Source organism: Jatrophihabitans sp., assembly GCF_036388195.1.
GTDB lineage: Bacteria > Actinomycetota > Actinomycetes > Mycobacteriales > Jatrophihabitantaceae > Jatrophihabitans_A.
The window spans coordinates 1-17,401 of sequence record NZ_DASVSG010000076.1; the positions used below are offsets into that span (position 1 = coordinate 1).

At 66.8% G+C, this 17,401-nt stretch carries 14 protein-coding genes; 2 read left to right on the forward strand and 12 right to left on the reverse strand.

All coding sequences use genetic code 11. The features are described from left to right. The 12 genes from VF612_RS07855 to VF612_RS07910 form a co-directional block, all read right to left on the reverse strand. On the reverse strand, nt 1-353 hold a 353-nt coding region (locus VF612_RS07855), incomplete at its 3' end, for an ATP-binding cassette domain-containing protein (protein WP_408659299.1). 23 nt (nt 354-376) lie between these two features. Further along, nucleotides 377-1,450 (reverse strand): ABC transporter ATP-binding protein, encoded by a 1,074-nt coding sequence (locus VF612_RS07860; protein WP_408659300.1) that lies wholly within the window; start codon nt 1,448-1,450, stop codon nt 377-379. Between the two features lie 16 nt (nt 1,451-1,466). After that, nucleotides 1,467-2,474 (reverse strand): ABC transporter permease, encoded by a 1,008-nt coding sequence (locus VF612_RS07865; protein WP_408659301.1) that lies wholly within the window; start codon nt 2,472-2,474, stop codon nt 1,467-1,469. Between the two features lie 104 nt (nt 2,475-2,578). Next, nucleotides 2,579-4,393 carry an ABC transporter substrate-binding protein gene (locus VF612_RS07870; protein WP_408659302.1) on the reverse strand — a complete coding sequence of 605 codons (1,815 nt, stop codon included), beginning with the start codon at nt 4,391-4,393 and terminating at the stop codon, nt 2,579-2,581. A 116-nt stretch (nt 4,394-4,509) separates the two neighbouring features. Beyond that, nucleotides 4,510-5,508 carry an ABC transporter permease gene (locus VF612_RS07875; RefSeq protein WP_408659303.1) on the reverse strand — a complete coding sequence of 333 codons (999 nt, stop codon included), beginning with the start codon at nt 5,506-5,508 and terminating at the stop codon, nt 4,510-4,512. Between the two features lie 307 nt (nt 5,509-5,815). Beyond that, a complete protein-coding gene (locus VF612_RS07880) occupies nt 5,816-7,504 on the reverse strand; it encodes an ABC transporter family substrate-binding protein (RefSeq protein ID WP_408659304.1) in 1,689 nt (562 codons plus the stop codon). 181 nt (nt 7,505-7,685) lie between these two features. Next, nucleotides 7,686-9,764: a dipeptide ABC transporter ATP-binding protein gene (locus VF612_RS07885; RefSeq protein ID WP_408659305.1), complete on the reverse strand. Its 2,079-nt coding sequence runs from the start codon at nt 9,762-9,764 to the stop codon at nt 7,686-7,688. Next, nucleotides 9,761-10,705 (reverse strand): ABC transporter permease, encoded by a 945-nt coding sequence (locus VF612_RS07890; RefSeq protein ID WP_408659306.1) that lies wholly within the window; start codon nt 10,703-10,705, stop codon nt 9,761-9,763. Before VF612_RS07890 ends, VF612_RS07885 begins: the two co-directional genes overlap by 4 nt. An 11-nt stretch (nt 10,706-10,716) precedes the next feature. After that, a complete protein-coding gene (locus VF612_RS07895) occupies nt 10,717-11,694 on the reverse strand; it encodes an ABC transporter permease (protein WP_408659307.1) in 978 nt (325 codons plus the stop codon). Nucleotides 11,695-11,715: 21 nt separating this feature from the next. Next, nucleotides 11,716-12,375 (reverse strand): (deoxy)nucleoside triphosphate pyrophosphohydrolase, encoded by a 660-nt coding sequence (locus VF612_RS07900; protein WP_408659308.1) that lies wholly within the window; start codon nt 12,373-12,375, stop codon nt 11,716-11,718. 52 nt (nt 12,376-12,427) lie between these two features. Then, nucleotides 12,428-13,192 carry a carbon-nitrogen family hydrolase gene (locus VF612_RS07905; protein WP_408659309.1) on the reverse strand — a complete coding sequence of 255 codons (765 nt, stop codon included), beginning with the start codon at nt 13,190-13,192 and terminating at the stop codon, nt 12,428-12,430. A gap of 117 nt (nt 13,193-13,309) precedes the next feature. Beyond that, a complete protein-coding gene (locus VF612_RS07910) occupies nt 13,310-14,623 on the reverse strand; it encodes an AfsR/SARP family transcriptional regulator (RefSeq protein ID WP_408659310.1) in 1,314 nt (437 codons plus the stop codon). A gap of 479 nt (nt 14,624-15,102) precedes the next feature. On the opposite strand from VF612_RS07910, the gene VF612_RS07915 reads away from it, so the two are divergent. Further along, nucleotides 15,103-15,744 (forward strand): RNA polymerase sigma factor, encoded by a 642-nt coding sequence (locus VF612_RS07915; protein WP_408659311.1) that lies wholly within the window; start codon nt 15,103-15,105, stop codon nt 15,742-15,744. Between the two features lie 94 nt (nt 15,745-15,838). Then, nucleotides 15,839-17,347 (forward strand): PqqD family protein, encoded by a 1,509-nt coding sequence (locus tag VF612_RS07920; protein WP_408659312.1) that lies wholly within the window; start codon nt 15,839-15,841, stop codon nt 17,345-17,347. The last annotated feature ends 54 nt before the right edge of the window (nt 17,348-17,401 follow it).

A 17,401-nucleotide genomic window follows, 5' to 3' on the forward strand; every position in this document is an offset into this window, starting at 1 on the left:
ATCATCTGGATATCGGTGCGCAGCGAGCGCATCTCGCCGCGCTTGAGCTTGGCGATGTCCCGGCCACCGAAGTAGATCTCGCCCGCCGTGGGGTCGAGCAGCTTCGCCACCACCCGGCCGGTGGTGGACTTGCCGCAGCCGGACTCGCCGACCAGGCCGAGCGTCTCACCGGCCCGGACGGCGAAGGACACGCCGTCGACGGCCTTCACCGCGCCGACCTGGCGCTGGATGAGGATGCCCTGCTTGATCGGGAAGTGCTTGCTCATCTGATTGACCCGCAGCAGCGCGTCGGCATCATCGGCCGCGGGGGCGATGGGGGTATCAGCCTCGTCCGGGCGGGTAGCTGTGCTCATGGGTGGTGGCTTCTCCTCGTCGGCTACAGCGTGGGCTGGATGTCGGTGGCCCACAGCCGGCGCCGCTCGTCCGGCTCGATGTGGCAGCGCAGCGCGTGCCCCGGCGAGCCGCCTGAGGTGGGCAGCAGCTCCGGACGCTCGGTGAAGCAGCGCCGGCCGGGCACGTGGTCGGTGAACCTGCAGCGGGGGTTGAACACGCAGCCCTTGGGCACCTGGATGAGCGAGGGCGGCTGGCCGGGGATCGGTTGCAGCCGATCCTGCCGGGTGCGGTCCATCCGGGGCATCGAGGTCAGCAGGCCCCAGGAGTAGGGCATCTCCGGCTCGTAGAACAGGTCGTTCACCGAGCCGGTCTCCACGCACTGGCCGCCGTACATCACCACGACGTGGTCGCAGGTCTCGGCCACCACTCCGAGGTCGTGGGTGATCAGGATGATCGCGGAGTTGAACTCCTTCTGCAGATCCTTCATCAGGTCCAGGATCTGCGCCTGCACCGTGACGTCGAGGGCGGTGGTCGGCTCGTCGGCGATCAGCAGCTTCGGGTCGCACACCAGCGACATCGCGATCATGGCCCGCTGCCGCATGCCTCCGGAGAACTGGTGCGGGTAGTCGTTGAACCGCTTGTCCGGATTGGGGATGCCGACCCGGTCCAGCATCTCGATCGAGCGCTTCTTCGCGACCGCCTTGGACACCTTGTTGTGCACCAGGTACGCCTCGGAGATCTGGGCGCCGACCCGGTAGAACGGGTGCATCGCCGACAGCGGGTCCTGGAAGATCATCGACATCTTGTCGCCGCGCAGCGAGCGCATCTGTTCCTCGGTGGCGCCGACCAGCTCGGTTCCGTCGAGCCAGATCTCACCGGTGATCCGGGCCTGGGATCCCTTGTGCAGGCCGAGGATGGCCTGCGAGGTGACCGACTTGCCCGAGCCGGATTCGCCGACGATGCCCAGGATCTCCCCGCGGCGGACGTCGAAGGACAGGCCGTCGACGCCCTTGACCAGACCGTCCGCGGTCGGGAAATGAACCCGCAGGTCGCGTACCGACAGGAACGCGTCGCCGACTTCTGGCTTGTCGAGTCGGACGAGTGGCTGGGCTGTCACAGATGGTCTCCGGTCTCTAGCTGTAGCTCACGCGCGGATCGATGAAGGCATATCCGATATCGACGAGGATGTTGGCCAGCACGACCGCGAACGAGGCCACGATGGTAACGCCCAGGATGACCGGCAGGTCCTGGCTGTTGATGGCCCGGATGCTGATCAGCCCCAGACCTTGCAGGTTGAACACCGACTCGGTGATGACCGCGCTTCCGACCAGCTGGCCCAGGTCCAGGCCGAAGATCGTCACGATCGGGGTGAGCGCGGCGCGCAGGCCGTGCTTGATGACCACGGTGCCTCTGCCCAGGCCCTTCGCCCGCGCGGTCCGGACGTAGTCCTCGCTCATGGTCTCGAGCATGTTCGCCCGGGTCAGCCGGGCATACAGCGCGGCGAAGATGAAGGCCAGCGCCATCCACGGGAGGATCATCGATTTGAGCCATTGGGCCGGATCCTTGGTCAACGGCGCGTAGTTGGTATTGGGTAGCCATGCCAGTTTGTACTTGAAGACCAGCAGCAGGATCGGCCCGGTGAAGAAGATCGGCAACGAGACGGCGGCCAGCGCCATGGTCATCGCGGCCCGGTCGAACAGCGAACCACGCTTGAGCGCCGAGATCGATCCGATCGTCAGGCCACCGATCAGCCAGAGGATGGCCGCCCCGATCGCGAGGCTGAGCTCGATCGGCAGGGCCCTCCAGATCATGCTGCTGACCGGGAGCTGCTGCCGGAAGGAGTAGCCCAGGCACGGCTTGTCACAGTGCACGACCGCGCCGGTGTCGTCGCCGAGGTCGCGGCCGAAGATGATGCCGCCGGCCCAGTTGAAGTACTGCTTCCACAGCGGGAGGTCGAACCCGAAGCGATGCTCGATCAGCTTCTGGCCGGCCTCCGTGGGCGGAATCTTGCCGACATAGAAGAGGGCGGGTGAGACGTTCGCGATCTTGGGCCCCACCTGGAAGATGAAGAAGGTGACGAAGCTCGTCACGACGAGCACCAGCAGGCCGCCGATTGAGCGGCGAATGACATATCTGATCATCGCGTTTGCGTGTCGGTGGCCGACCCGGAAACGCCCGGGCCGGCCACCGACACTGCCACCTCTCTAGTCAGTCGAACCTAGCTCGCCTGAATCGCGAACAGACGTTACTTGCCGTCGCTGACGCCGACGTTGACGGCGTCGTAGTACGAACCGAGTGCGAAGTTGTTACGCACGTTGGTCAACCGGGGGTTGCGGTAGTAGAGCGTCTTGTCGTAGATGAACGGCAGGTCGACCGCGAGCTCCATGACGCGGGCGTCGAGCTTCTTGAACAGATCGTCGTGCCGGCCGGTGGTCTTGGAAGCCTCAGCCAGCAGGTCATCGATCATCTTGTCCTTGATCACGGTGTAGTTACCGCCACCGGGAGGCGCGTAGCTGGCCACGATCGAGGTCCAGAAACCGCCACCGGTCGGGTAGTCAGCGCCCCAGCCGGCCTGGGCGATACCGATGCCCACGCTCTTGACCGTCTCGGGCTTGCCGATGTAGCCACCGTAGTAACCGGACTGCGCGTGCACAGCGCCGGTGATCTTGATCCCGACCCGAGCCAGCGCCGACTGCGCCGCGGCGAAGACCGCCGGGCCCTTGCCCGCGTTCACGTAGGCCATCTTGGTGGCGAAGCCGTTGGGCTTGCCGCAAGCCTGCAGCTCCTCCTTGGCCTTGGCCAGGTCACCGGTGTTGTCCGGACCGCTGGGGTACGGGTCAGCCTTCGGGTCGTGACCGGGAACGGTCGGCTGCGCCATCGTGTGAGCGATGTCGCCACCGTATGTGCCACCACGGGCCCGCTGCAGGTCCACCTTGTTCATCGCGTAGAAGATCGCGCGACGGCAGTGGACGTCCGGGATGGTGGACGGGAAGACCGAGAAGTACCGGACGTAGGAGGACACCGGGTTGTCGGCGTTCTTCTTCAGCTCCGGGTTGTTGATGATGTTGGTCTGGAACGCGGTCTGCACGCCGCCGTCAGCCTGGAAGTCGGCGGTGCCGGCCTGCAGCTGCTTGTCGTTGTCATCGGCGTTGGTGCTGATGTTCAACGTGATCTTGTCGACCAGCGGCTTGCGGATCTTGTCGGTCGACTGGTCGTACTGGTCGTTGCGGACCCAGACGATCTTCTGCTCCGGGGTGTAGCTCTGGAACTTGTACGGGCCGTTGGACATCGGGTGCAGCGTGTACTTAGACCCGCTGTTGGCGCCGTTCTCGGTCAGCGGCACCGGGGCCGACGCCGGGAGGCTCATCAGGAAGTCGAAGTCCGGGGTCGACGTCTGCAGCTTGAACTTGATGGTGGTGTCGTCCGGGGTGGTGATGCTGTCCAGGCCCTTGCCCTTGTCCTTGTACGGGCCGGCGAACGGTGGGTTGCCCTCGGCGTCGCACTTGGCCAGCAGGCACAGGTAGTACGAAGAGGGGCCGTTGCTGAACAGGTCGGTGGCGAATACCCGCTCCAGGCCGTACTTGACCTGCTTGCTGGTGACGGTCGAGCCGTCCTCCCACTTCACACCGGTCTTCAGCTTGTAGGTCCACTCGGTGAAGTCGGCGTTGTGCTCCCCGAGCCCCTGGGCCAGGTCGGGCTCGATCTTGACGTTGTTGGCGCCCGGGGTCGAGGAGTAGCCGACCAGCGTGCGGGTGAACAGCCGCTGCATGTTCCAGCACCAGCCGTAGTAGGTGTTAGCGGGATCCCACGCGTCACAGTCACCGGTGGCGACCAGGTTCAGGCTGCCGCCCTTCTTGTCGGACTTGTTGACGAAGCCGATGGTCGCTGCGTTGAAGGCAGCCTGCAGCGACTGGTCGCTGCCCTGCGCGTTGCTGGAGCCGGGCTTGGGAGAGGTGCTGCTTCCACCACCACCGCCCTCACTGCCCCCACATGCGGTCATCACCATGGTCGCGGCGGCGGTCAACCCGACCGCCATCGCGACCTTACTGTTTCGTTGCATTGGTTCTTCACCCTCCTAGGCGATCGGAACTACCGCCGGCCAGATCGGCCGGCCCGGCTGATGCCGGTTTTGAAACCCCTCGCACGCGAGGGCGACTCAGAGTTGACGCGCACGCGTCAACGGGTTGACTTCGGGTCCAGCGCGTCGCGCAAGCCGTCGCCGAAGAGATTGAAGGACAGCACGGTGAGGAACAGGATGAGCCCGGGCCACATCAGGAACATCGGATCGTTCTGGAAGAAGTTGCCCGCGACGGACAGCATCTGGCCCCACGACGCGGTCGGCGGCTGCACACCGACCCCCAGGAAGGACAGGCCGGCCTCGCCCAGGATGTAGCTGGGGATGGTCAGCGTCACCCACACCAGAACCGGTCCCATCAGGTTCGGCAGGATCTCCCGGGTGATGATCCGCCAGTCGCTGGCGCCCAGGCTGCGGGCGGCGTCGACGAACTCCTTCTCACGCAGCGAGAGCACCTGGCCGCGCACGATGCGGGCGAGATAGGCGAAGCCGAAGAAGCCCAGCACGAAGATGACCACCGCGAAGTTCAGCGTCTGGCCCGACATTCCCAGGAACGATGGCGACTGGTTGAAGATGGCCAGCAGGGCGATGGCGAACAGCAGGACGGGGAAGGCCAGCAGGACGTCCAGGATCCGCGCCACCACGGCGTCGATGGTTCCCCGGTAGTACCCGGAGACGATGCCGATGGTCAGGCCGAGGGTCAGCGACAGCGCCATCGCCGATACCGAGATCATCAGCGAGGTGCGCGAACCGGCGATCAGCCGGGCCAGGATGTCCTGCCCGTCGACCGGCTGGACGCCCAGCCAATGTTCGCTGGACATGCCGCTCAAGCGGCCCACGGGCATGGTGGTGTCGATGTCGGTGAGATGGGTGTTGCGATCACTGGGCTGGTGGCCCAACAGATTGTTGATCAGCGAGGCGAAGACCGCCACCAGCGTCATGAAGATGATGCCCGCTCCGCCGGCCATTGCGATCTTGTCGTGCTTGAGCCGCCGCCAGGCGATCTGGCGCAGCGAGCGGCCCTGGATCGCTTGCTCGTCCTGCGGGGTCGCGAGATCGGGAGCAGCGACGTCCAGATCACTTGGTTGAGACATCGACATCGAGCAGCAGGCCTCCTTCGGTTCCGCGGACCTGCGATAGCAAGTCTCGCCAGCGGCGAACGTTAGGCGTTCTGGGTAACGCCAGGGCAACAAGTGCGGCCCGTCGGACAGATCGTGACCGAAGGGTAACCAGCGGTTTGGGACCTTAGCCGACCCCACAGGCCAACGGTCCCCGAAGGCGGGGATCTGCACGAATCGTTATTGCAGACCCCCGCCGTTCGGGGCAACTCGCACTGGGCCGAAGCCTGGTGCGTGCGAATCGACTACCGTTTGAGCTCTTTACTTAATACGAATCTTACGAGCAGTGCTACTTCTTGAAACCGATGCTCTCGTACACCACATCGGCGAAGCCGAAGGATCCGAAGTTCACCATGTTGGACTTGGTGGCCACCAGGTCCGGACGCTGGTAGAGCGGCACCGAGTGGCCGACCTCCCACACCTTCTGGTCGATCTGGTAGGTCAGCTCGGTGGCCTTGTTCGGGTCGAGCTCGGAGACCGCCTGCTTGTACAGCGCGTCGATCTCGGGCGAGCCGATCTTGGCGTAGTTCTGGCCACCGGTGGAGGTGTAGATCGACTGAGCCGAGGACACCGGGAACGGCGTGCCGATCCAGCTGAAGATCGTCAGGTCGAACTTGCCGACCAGCACGTAGTCGGAGAAGAACGGGTCCGACGGCACCGACTTGATGGTGACCTTGATGCCGGCGTCCTTCAGCGCCTTCTGCTGCAGGGCGGACTCGTCGGCCGAGGTCTTGACCCCGTTCGGGATGACGAAGTTCAGGTTCAGCGGCTTGCCGGCCTTGGCGTAGATGCCGTCGGAGCCCTTCGTGTAGCCGGCCGACTCGAGCAGGCTGCCGGCCTTGGCCACGTCCCGCTTGCAGAAGTCACCGCAGGTGGACTTGTACTGGCTCTGGTTGTTCATCCAGATGTGGCTGTCCAGCACGGTGGCCGGCCAGTCGAGCGGGCTCAGCATGGTCTTGGCGTCGCCGGCCCGGTCGATCGCCAGCGAGACCGCCTGGCGCACCTTCACGTCAGCCAGCGGGCCGCTGCTGCCGATGTCGATGTGCCGCCAGTTGGGGCCACCGGCCTTGTGGATCGACACACCCGGGGTTGCCTTGACGGTGGCGTAGGTCGCCACGCTGGAGCCGATCTCGACGAAGTCGATCTGGTCGGACTGCAGCGCCTTGGCCTGCGCGGCCTGGTCCAGGACGATGAACTGGATCTTGTCCAGCTTCGGCGCCTTGCCCCACCACTTGTCGTTGTGCACGACGGTGATCGTCTTGGCGGTCTTGTCCAGGGTGCTGATCTTGAACGGGCCACCCGAGACGGTCGGGCCGTTGACCCAGGCGGTGTTGTAGGCGGCCGGGCTGTCGTTGAGGCTGGCCGGGGTCAGCGGGCTGAACAGCGCCTTCCAGTCCGGGTACGGGGCCTTGAAGACCACCTTGACGTCCTGGTCGGTGGCGCCCTTCTCGACGCTCTGGATCTGCTCGTAGCCGTTGGTGGAGGCGACCTTGTAGGCCTTGTTGCTGCCGTTGTGCGCCTTCCACAGGCCAGCGAAGTCCTTGTAGGTGATGGGCGTGCCATCACTCCACACGGCCTTGGGGTTGATGTGGTACTCCAGCGTCTGCGGGCTGGTCGAGGTCTGCTCGGCCTTGTCCACGACATCGCTGTTGAGCGTCGGCTTGCTGCCGGCGTCGAAGTGCCACACGATCGGCAGGGTGGAGGTGATCAACCGGCTGGTGTTGAACTCGTTGCCGTCGATCTGGTTGAGGTTGAAGTTCGCCGGGTAGCTGTCGATGGGCCAGCGCAGCGTGCCACCAGCGGGCACCTGGTCGTAGTCCACCGCGTTGATGTCGTTCAGGGTGGACTTCGCTTGGGCCTTCTTGTCCGATGTCTTGTCGCCGCTGCTGCCGCCCGAATCCTTCGAGCCGCCACAGGCCGTTAGAGCCAGGGACGCCGCGACCACTGTCGCGAGCCCTACCTTGCCTAACACCCTCACACTTCCTCCTCAGGAGTATTCAAACTTGCTGCACGGGGGTTTGCAGAGCAGCAAAAAAACGTCGCGTTGACAGCTACTTGCTACGCACTCAAACCGCTCGCGGCTAGAGTCGTTGCCGAATCGGTACCGATCGGATAGGAAACCGAACCCTTAAAATTGCTGCTGACACCGTTCAGTGGTGTCACACAACCTCGCGCACCTTGGCGAAATGGCAGGCTGCCCGATGGTCGCTGCCGAGCTCGTAGAGCCCGGGATCGACGCCCTTGCAGGTGGCCCGTTCCTCGGCGCTGAGCTGCTCGGCGAAGACGAAGCAACGGCTGGAGAACCGGCAGCCGCTGGGCACGTCGGCCGGGCTCGGCAGGTCCCCCGACAGCAGGATCCGGGTCCGGCTGCGTTCCTTGACGGGGTCGGGCAACGGGATCGCCGACAGCAGCGCCTGGGTGTAGGGATGGGAGGGCGCGGAGAAGATCTCGCGGGTGGTGCCGATCTCGACGATCCGGCCCAGGTACATCACCGCCACCCGGTCGGCGATGTGCCGTACCACCGACAGGTCGTGGGCCACGAACAGGTAGCTGAGCCCCATCTTGATCTTGAGCGCGTCCAGCAGGTTGATCACGCCGGCCTGGATCGAGACGTCCAGCGCCGAGACCGGCTCGTCCAGCACGATCACCTTGGGGTCCAGGGCCAGCGCCCGGGCGATCCCGATCCGCTGCCGCTGGCCGCCGGAGAACTCGGCCGGGTACCGGCTGGCATGTTCGGGAGCCAGCCCCACCATCTCCAGCAGCTCCGCCGTCCGGGCCTTGATCCGGTCGTCCGGGATCTTCTGCACCCACATCGGCTCGGCGAGGATGTCGCCGATCGGCATCCGGGGGTCCAGCGAGGCCATCGGGTCCTGGAAGACGATCGACAGATCCGCCCGCATCTTGCGGCGGTCGGCGCCCTTGAGGTTGTCGGTCTCCTTGCCCAACACCACGATCTTGCCCCGCTGCGGCTTGAGCAGGTTCATGATCTCCATGATCGTGGTGGTCTTGCCGCAGCCGGATTCGCCGACCAGACCCAGCGTCTCGCCCTGCCGGATGTCCAGGCTCACCCCGTCCACCGCTCGCACACTGCCGACCGTGCGGCGGATCACCGCGCCCTTGCGGATCGGGAAGGCCCGGTGCAGGTCGTCGAGGGTCAGCACCACCTGCCGGTCCTCCCGCGGCGTGAGCAGGACGCCGTCCGGGGCCGGCAGCTCGGGCCGGACGAACACGTCGGCAGCGCTCCACTGGCGCTGCGCGATCTCCAGGCTGCGGTGGCAGGCGGCGTGGTGCGCCGGCCGGTCGGTCGGGTCCAGCGGCGGCTCGGTGGTGCGGCAGACCTCCACCGCGATCGGGCAGCGCGTCCGGAACGGGCATCCGGAGGGCAGGTTGACCAGCGACGGCGGGGTGCCCTCGATCGGGATCAGCGGCTCCTTCTCCTCCACGTCCATCCGCGGTATCGAGCCCAGCAGGCCCATCGTGTACGGCATCCGCGGGTGGTAGAAGATGTCGTCCACGGACGCCAGCTCCACCGCCTTGCCGGCGTACATGACCATCACCCGGTCGGCGAAGCCCGCCACCACCCCGAGGTCGTGGGTGATCAGCACGGTGGCGGCGTTGGTGACCTCCTTGGCCTTCTGCAGCACGTCGAGCACCTGCGCCTGGATGGTGACGTCCAGGGCGGTGGTGGGCTCATCGGCGATGATCAGGTCCGGGTCGTTGGCGATCGCCATCGCGATCATCGCGCGCTGGCGCATGCCACCGGAGAACTCGTGCGGGAACGAGCTGGCCCGCAACCGCGCGTTCGGGATGCCGACCAGATCCAGCAGCTCCACCGCACGCTCGTTCGCCTTGGCATTGGAGACGTCCTGGTGGATCCGCACCGCCTCGGCGATCTGGTCGCCGATGGTGTACACCGGCGTCAGCGCCGACAGCGGGTCCTGGAACACCATGGATATGCCGGACCCGCGGATCTTGGAGAGCTTGCGGTCGTTGAGGCCGAGCAGCTCGGTGCCCTTGAACCTGATGGAGCCGGTGATGACCGCGCTGGAGGGCAGCAGGCCCATCACCGCCAGCGAGCTGACCGACTTGCCGGAGCCGGACTCACCGACGATGGCCAGCGTCTCCCCCGGCTGGACCGAGTAGGACACGCCGCGGACGGCCCGCACCGGGCCGGACTCGCTGCCGAAGCTGACGGTGAGGTCCGAGACCTCGAGAAGGGGGGTCTTGCTGAGGGTCACAGTCTGCTCGATCCTGAGGAGGGGTCGATCGCGTCCCGCAGGGCGTCACCGATCACGCTCACGCACAGCACGGTGAGCACCAGCAGACCGGCGCCGAACATGAACACATGCGGATAGGTCGTCGCCAGTGGCTGGGCGTCGCTGAGCACGGTGCCCAGCGAGACGTCCGGGGGCTGGACGCCGAAGCCGAAGAAGCTGAGCCCGGTCTCGGCCAGGATGATGCCGCCGACGTTGATGGTGACGTCGACGATCAGCAGCGAGGCCATGTTGGGCAGCAGGTGCCGCTTGATGATGGTCATCGACGGCACACCCATGAACTTGGCGGCGTGCACGTAGTCGCGCTCCCGCAGGCTCATCGCCATCCCCCGGACCACCCGGCCGGTGACCATCCACCCGAACAGCGACAGCAGCACCACCAGCCACAGCCAGGTCTTGCCGGCCAGCACCGGGCTCAGGATCGCCAGGATCAGGAACCCGGGCAGCACCAGCAGCAGGTCGATGACCCAGACCACCCCGGTATCGACGAACTTGCCGAAGTAACCGGCCAGCGAGCCGGCCAGGGCCGCGATGGTGGTGGTGACCAGGGCTGCCACCAGGCCGATCACCAGGGACTTCTGCAGGCCCTTCAAGGTCCGGGCGTAGACGTCCCGGCCGACCTCGTCCACCCCCATGAAGTGGCTGCCGTCAGGACCGCTGAGGATGGTGGCCTGGTCGAACTCGTCGAACTTCCACTGGGTCAGGTACGGCCCGAGGTAGGCCAGCAGGAAGATCAGCACCAGCACCACCAGCGCCGCCAGCCCGGACTTCTGCCGGAGGAACCGCCGCAGGATCAGCCGGCCGCGGGTGATCGGCTGGCCGGCGGCGACCCGCTGGTCGGTGGCATCGGGCTCGGCCACCGCCGGCGAGGCGACCTCGAAGATCTCCTGAGGTGACATCGACATGGGACACGCTCCTACTTCGACCGGACGCGCGGATCGAGGGCCGCGTACAGGATGTCGGACAGCAAGCCGGAGAACAGCACCAGCACCGCCGTGAAACAGGCCACCGCGGCTACCGCGTTGACGTCGTGGGACTGCACCGAGTTGATCAGGTACTCCCCCATACCGTGCCAGCCGAAGAGCTTCTCGGTGAAGGTGGCGCCGGTGAGCAGCAGCCCGAAGGAGTACGCGAAGAAGGTCACGATCGGGATCAGCGCGGTGCGCACACCGTGCTTGAACAGCGCCTGCTGCCGGGTGAGGCCCTTGGCACGCGCGGTCCGCAGGAAGTCGCTGCCCAGCACATCGAGCATCGCGCTGCGCTGGTACCGGCTGAAGAAGGAGATGCCGAATCCCGCCAGCACCATCGTCGGCATGATCAGCCGTTTCGCCCGGTCGGTCCAGAAGGCAATGCCGTCCAGGTTGGAGTTGTACTCACCGGTGGCCGGGATCAGCGGACCGCCCTTGTGATAGATCCAGACGAAGATGGTCTGGACCACGACGATCACCACGACCGTGGGCGAGGCCAGCAGGACGTAGGAGGCCACGGTCGAGCCGACGTCCACCGGTTTTCGTTGCCGGACGGCGCCGAGCACACCGACCAGCACGCCGCCGACCGCTCCGAAGATGGTGCCCAGCAGCAGCAGTCGCAGGCTCACCCCGGCGCGGCGCTTGATCTCGTTCGACACCAGGTCCTCGCCGACGATCTGCTTGCCGAAGTCGCCCTGCACCACGCCGCTGATCCAGTTGCGGTAGCGGGTGAGCACCGGGGTCGAGGGGTCGGCATTGCGCTCCTGCAAGGTGGCGTGCAGGGAGGCTTCGGAGATCGGCGGGTTGCGGCCCTCGTAGCGGGCCCGCGGGTCAAGGGTCAACGAACCGAGGATGTAGGCCAGGCTGGTCGCAATGAACACCAGGACCAGGTAGTTCACGAACCGGCGAGCGATGAACTTGAGCATCTGTCCGTCCCTGAGCGGGTATCAGTTGTTCCTGCGGCGGGGCAGCGTGGCGTTCGGCCGTGCTTTTCGAGCGCCGCCGACTGTAGTCGACATCTGTAACCGTCCTGTCACGTCGGTAACGTATTTCCGATTTGTCGCAACCCAGTCCAGCTGGGCGAGCTCCGTCGCTTCGGCCCAGCGGATCTGACGATGCTCCAGCGCCGCGGGGTCCGCAGACCCGGGCGCCAGGCTCGCCTGGAACAGGATGAACAGCGCCCCGTCGTCCAGCGACTGACGCCCGATCTCCTGATCGATCATGACCTGGCAGCCTAACTCTTCGCTGCACTCGCGGACCAAGGCTGCCCGCGCGGTCTCCCCCCGCTCGACCTTGCCGCCGGGGAACTCCCACTGACCGGCCAGGGCGGGCGGGTGCGCGCGCTGCGCGATCAGCAGCCGGTCGCCGTCGATCAGGGCTGCTGCCACCACGGTCCGCCGGTGGGCCTGCCTCTCGATATCGCGCAGGGTGTGCTCCAGTCCGGCCAGGACGCTGGAGCGCCGCCGGCGGTCCCACCAGGGCAGCCGGATCTCCAGGGTGAGCAGGGTGCCCGCCGACAGTTCGGCGATGGAGGCGCTGACCCGGTCCGGCAACGCAGCCGCCAGCCGCCGCACGTCCCCGGCGTCGGCGTCGATGAGCTCGGCCACCCGCAGGACCCGCCCGCCGGCCGGCGGCTGGCGTCGGGTCACCGGGCGCGGGTCATCGGCGGTCGGCCAGGAACGGGAAGCGCTCGCGAACCTGGCGTACCTGCCCGGGATCCACCTCGGCTATCAGGACGGTCTCCACGTGGCTGGCCTCGGCCAGCGTCTGGCCCATCGGGTCGATGATCGCCGAGTCGCCGCGGTAGCTGAGCCGGTCGGCCTCACCTACCCGGTTGCAGCCGAGCACGTAGGCCTGGTTCTCGATGGCCCGGGCCCGCAGCAGCGTGCGCCAGTGTTCGTAGCGCGGTTGCGGCCAGTTGGCCACCACGACGTAGAGATCGGTGTCGTCGGCCAGCGCCCAGACCTCGTCGGCGAAGCGCAGGTCGTAGCAGATGAAGACGCTGACCCGCAGACCGGCGACGTCGACGGTCAGGAAGTCCTTGCCGGCCCGGTAGTGCTCGTGCTCTCCGGCATAACTGAACGGGTGGATCTTGTCGTATCGCTCCAGCTGGCCGGACGGCCCGGCCAGGACAGCGACGTTGGCGGCCAGCGGATCGCCGTCCGGCCCGCTCCACTGGGCGATCGAGCCGATCACCCAGACGCCGTGCCGCTCGGCCTGCTCGATGAGGAAGCGCTCGTTCGGGCCGCCGGGCGTTTCGGCGATCTGCTCCTGCCGCATCGAGAAGCCGGTGGCATACATCTCCGACAGCACGATCAATTTGGCTCCGCCAGCTGCGGCCTGTGCTACCAGCGGCTCGAGCCGGGCCTGGGTGGCCGGGCCGTCTTCCCAGACGATGTCATGTTGGATCGCAGCAACCTTCATCGGACCATCATCCCTGATCCGGCCCGGCTTGCCGAGACCCATCCGGCAGATCGGCCGGTCGGCTCCACCCCCATCCCTGGGGAGGGATGCGCGCTCATCCCTGGGAGCGTTGCGCGCTCATCCCTGGGAGCGTTGCGAGAACCCCGGGCGCGACTCCACGGTGTTCCCGTCCCGCCATCCGCGCATCCGGGGCGGCAGCGCCGAGGTGAGCCGGGCGGCTGCGCGGCCGAGCCACGCCAGCAGGCGGCCCACCCGGGCGGCCGCCGCGCGGACTCGCGGCCGGGCCAGCACGTCGGCGATCGCGTCGAGCACCGGACGCACCCTGGCGGGCACCCGCCGTGACCAGCCCGCCGGCATCCTCCAGCGGCGCCGTCCCTGCTCGGTCGCGATCCAGCGCCGGATCGGCTGCGAGTCCATCGCGCGGTCGGCGGGCAGCTCGGTTTCGGCTCCGGGCAGATTCGGCTGAAGGCGGGCCTCCCACTCCGGTTCCACATCCTGCCGGGACGCAGCCCACCCCCGCTCAGGTCGGCCGGCCAGGTCGCTGCCGCGGCCGCCCGGCCCGGGCCCGGTCGCCAGCAGGACGGCCGGCGCGGCCAGGGCGCCGGCCAGCTCCGGCAGCAGCTTCGGGTCCTGGGCCAGGATCCTCCGGTGGGTGTCGACCAACTCCACCGAAGGCTCCAGGCCGAGCTCGTCGGCCAGCAGGGCCCGCGCTCGCTGGTAGGCCGACAGGGCTTCGGCCTGGCGCCCGGAGCGGTACAGGGCGGTCAGGTACTGCACCCACAACCGCTCCCGCAACGGATGAGCCGTGACCAAGCCGTCCAGTTCGGCAACCAGATCAGGCCCGAGCCCGATATTCAGTTCTGACTGCAACCGGTTTTCCACGGCGCTCAGCCGCAACTCCTCCAACCGGCTGGCCTCGGCGCGAAGCACCGGAACATCGGCAAACTCCGCGTACGCGTCACCACGCCACAATCGCAACGCATTGCGCAGGTGAGAGCGAGCAGTCTGCGGATCATTTCGGGTCAATGCTCGCCGCCCCGCGAGCGCCAATTGCTCGAACAGCGACGCATCGACCGACATCGGATCGGCGCGCAACAGGTATCCCGGTGGCGTGGTCACAATAAGCGGGCCGGCTGCTGTCCGGCCGGCCAGCGGCGCCAGCGCCAGGCGCAGCCGCGACATGTAGGTCCGGGCCGTTCGCTCAGCCGACGGCGGGGCATCGCTGGACCACAGGCTCGCAACCAGTGTCGACAGGCTCATCACGTGGCCCGGCCGAACCAGGAGCAGCGCCAGCAGGGCCCGTATCTGCGGGCCTCCTACGTGCACCAGGCCATCGCTGGCCCGAACCTCCAACGGTCCCAGCACACCAAAGGTCACATCGGAGCCGCTCGCGCGGAAGTCGAAATCATCCCAAGAATCTTTAATCTGCATGTTTCTCCCGCCGGGCACGACCCGGGTCCGTACGGGGCGTCCGGCAGACCGGGCACCCCCAAAGGCGTGCCCGTCTGGCGGAATCCACGATCGATTTGCTCCGGCATCACGTCGATACCACGCACGGTAGATCGACGGGCAGGCAGCGTTGTTGCACCTTAACTTAGAAACACGCGATTTAAACCGAGTCACCCTACATATACAGCTGCTTCGGGCGTTGTCGAGTAATTGTTGCTGAAAAACCAGCCAATACCTCCACTGCGAGGCGCATTCGGCCGCACTGTCGATGGATTGTCGACGGAATGTCGACAGATTGCATCCAGGGATTGGCACGGTCTGAGCGGTCGGTGACTGCACAGGTGTCCAGCCGACTGCACAGAACCGAAAGTCCGCACTGACCCCATAGACCTCCGCGGTCGCGCCTGCCCATCTGCAGGACGACCGCATCGATCGCTGTCGCGAACAGGAAGGACGGCGCCATGACGGCCAGCGCCCTTGTCACCTCCGCCCCCCGCAGGCAGGTAACCGGCGCCGCACCGGCCGTCGTGGGGCACTCACTGGAGACCCTGCTGCAGCGAGCCTGCGCCCACGATGAAGACCCGGCCGCCTGGAACGAGCTGAGCAGGCGCTACGGAAGGTTGCTTCTATACACCGCCCGCAAGGTCGGCCTCAATGACAGTGACGCTGCCGAGGTCGTGCAACAGACCTGGATCAGGCTGTGGGAACGCGGCCACCAGATCCGCGACCCCGAAAGCTTGCCGGCCTGGCTGACCGCCACGGCCCGGCGGGAGAGCCTGCGGGTGGCGATCAGCGGAAAGCGGTACCTGTTGTGCGCTGATCCGGCTACCGAGCACGGCGAGCGGTTCCCGACGGCCGCGACGGATGTGTACCCGGTGGACGGCGACTACGAGCCGGTGCTGGAGGAGGCCCTGACCCGGCTGCCACCGCTCCAGCAGCGGCTCATCCGGTTGCTGATGTCAGACACCTGCCCGAGCTACGGCGAGGTGGCCGCGGCGCTGGGCTTGCCGGTCGGCAGCATCGGCCCGATGCGGATGCGCGCGCTGCGGACGCTGCGGGATACGCCCGAACTCGCAGCATGCGCTTGGTTGTATCAGCGCTGACTGTCCGGTCGCTCTAATCCGTTGTGATCATGAGCAATCCGCCTGACTTCCACTTATTTCCCCCCACCAGTCCAGCCAGTCGAAGGGGCGCCGCATGGCAGTAATCGAGGCGGATCCGGCCGAGGTCGCACAGCTGCGCGAGCACGCTCTGCGGGGCCTTCAGACTGCCCTGCCGGCGGCGAACCTGGCAGCTGCGGCCCGCTGCAGCGCCCGGCTCCGGGCCGCGCTGCCACATCAGGATCAGCTGGAGCGCAACCTGGTCATGGTGGCCTACGGCGGCGGCAAGGACAGCTCGTACACGCTGGCATTCGTCCGGACCATGCAGCTTCTGCTGCTGCAGGCCCATGGGTCGACCTTCCGGATGCGGGTGGCCACCAATCGCCATGCCGGAATGCCCCGAGCGGTAATGGAGAATATCGATCGCGGATACCGGGCGCTCGGGTTGCCCGGCGATCCGGATTGTGAGCTGCTGCTGATCGACGGCGCCGAGGTCAGCATCTTCGACGTGGATTCGCCGCAGCGCGAGTCGGTCGTCACCCGCAACCGGCTCGACATCCTGATGACCGGGCACCGCACCTTCGCCGACGGCCGGCCCACCTTCTGCAACGCCTGCAACCTCAGCGTCGTCAACGCCTTCGGGGTGGCCGCCTCCTACGGCGACGGCGCCGATCTGATCATCACCGGCGACTCCCAGCAGGAGCAGCGCCAGTACACCCTGTGGGTCGGCCGGCTGGCCCGCCGCCTGAATCCCGACCGGGCGGCCACCGGCACCGGCTTGGGCCGGTTGCTCTCCACGGTGGACGGCATCGCGCAGGAGTACTTCGCCGACATCCACGGCCCCCAGGCCGTCGACGCGATCGCCGAGCGGCGGGTCAGTTCTGACGTGCCCGAGCGGCTGAGATTCTTCTCCATCTACGACGACACCGAATATGCCTCCGGCGACCACATGGAGCTGCTGACCGGCTTCCTCGGTTTCCAGTTCCATGACATCGCGTTCAGCTTCACCGAGTCCGACTGCGGCAATCCGGCGTTGATGGCGCACCTGCGGGGTCTGAAGTGCGAGCGGGTGTACCAGCGCTCCTACGCCGAGGGCATGCAGGAGTACGTCGACTTCGCGCTCGGGCTGATGCGGAGCAAGGACTTCCCGCCCCAGCTCGTCGAGCTGATGCGCACTCGCTACGCCGGCCCGGACGCGACGAACCAGATGCGCCGCTCCGCTGAGGACTATGCGCACGAGACCTTCGCCCTGACCGAGGAGCAGCTCGTGTGCATGGTGTATTCGCCCTTCGCAGAGAAGGGCGCCGGGCTCTCGCGGTTCCTGAACCAGGAGCACCCCGGGCTGGCCGATCAGGTCGATGCCATCTCCGCCCTGCTGGCCGGTGAGTCCTCCGACGACGAGCAGCCGCTGGCCGGGGAGCTTTGCCGGATCAGCGGTCTCTCGCTCTCGCAGCTGCGGGTGCTCTACCGCAGCTCGCTTCGGGGTTCCGGCAGCGCAACGGACGCCATCGACGCCGTGCTGGTCGGCGATCCGCACAAGGCGCTGATCACGACCCGGTTCAGCAAGCAGGGCCCAGCAGCCCTCGAACAGATCTCCGGGCGTTAGCCATGGGCCCGACGCGGTGGGACGACTGGGCCGCCGACGAGCGGGCGGAAGGGA

Excerpts from the sequence above, each read along its gene's own strand:
- VF612_RS07865 (WP_408659301.1), bottom strand. The coding sequence starts at position 2,474 with ATGATCAGATATGTCATTCGCCGCTCAATCGGCGGCCTGCTGGTGCTC.
- VF612_RS07870 (WP_408659302.1), bottom strand. The coding sequence starts at position 4,393 with ATGCAACGAAACAGTAAGGTCGCGATGGCGGTCGGGTTGACCGCCGCC.
- VF612_RS07875 (WP_408659303.1), bottom strand. The coding sequence starts at position 5,508 with ATGTCGATGTCTCAACCAAGTGATCTGGACGTCGCTGCTCCCGATCTC.
- VF612_RS07890 (WP_408659306.1), bottom strand. The coding sequence starts at position 10,705 with ATGTCGATGTCACCTCAGGAGATCTTCGAGGTCGCCTCGCCGGCGGTG.
- VF612_RS07895 (WP_408659307.1), bottom strand. The coding sequence starts at position 11,694 with ATGCTCAAGTTCATCGCTCGCCGGTTCGTGAACTACCTGGTCCTGGTG.
- VF612_RS07905 (WP_408659309.1), bottom strand. The coding sequence starts at position 13,192 with ATGAAGGTTGCTGCGATCCAACATGACATCGTCTGGGAAGACGGCCCG.
- VF612_RS07910 (WP_408659310.1), bottom strand. The coding sequence starts at position 14,623 with ATGCAGATTAAAGATTCTTGGGATGATTTCGACTTCCGCGCGAGCGGC.
- VF612_RS07915 (WP_408659311.1), top strand. The coding sequence starts at position 15,103 with ATGACGGCCAGCGCCCTTGTCACCTCCGCCCCCCGCAGGCAGGTAACC.
- VF612_RS07920 (WP_408659312.1), top strand. The coding sequence starts at position 15,839 with ATGGCAGTAATCGAGGCGGATCCGGCCGAGGTCGCACAGCTGCGCGAG.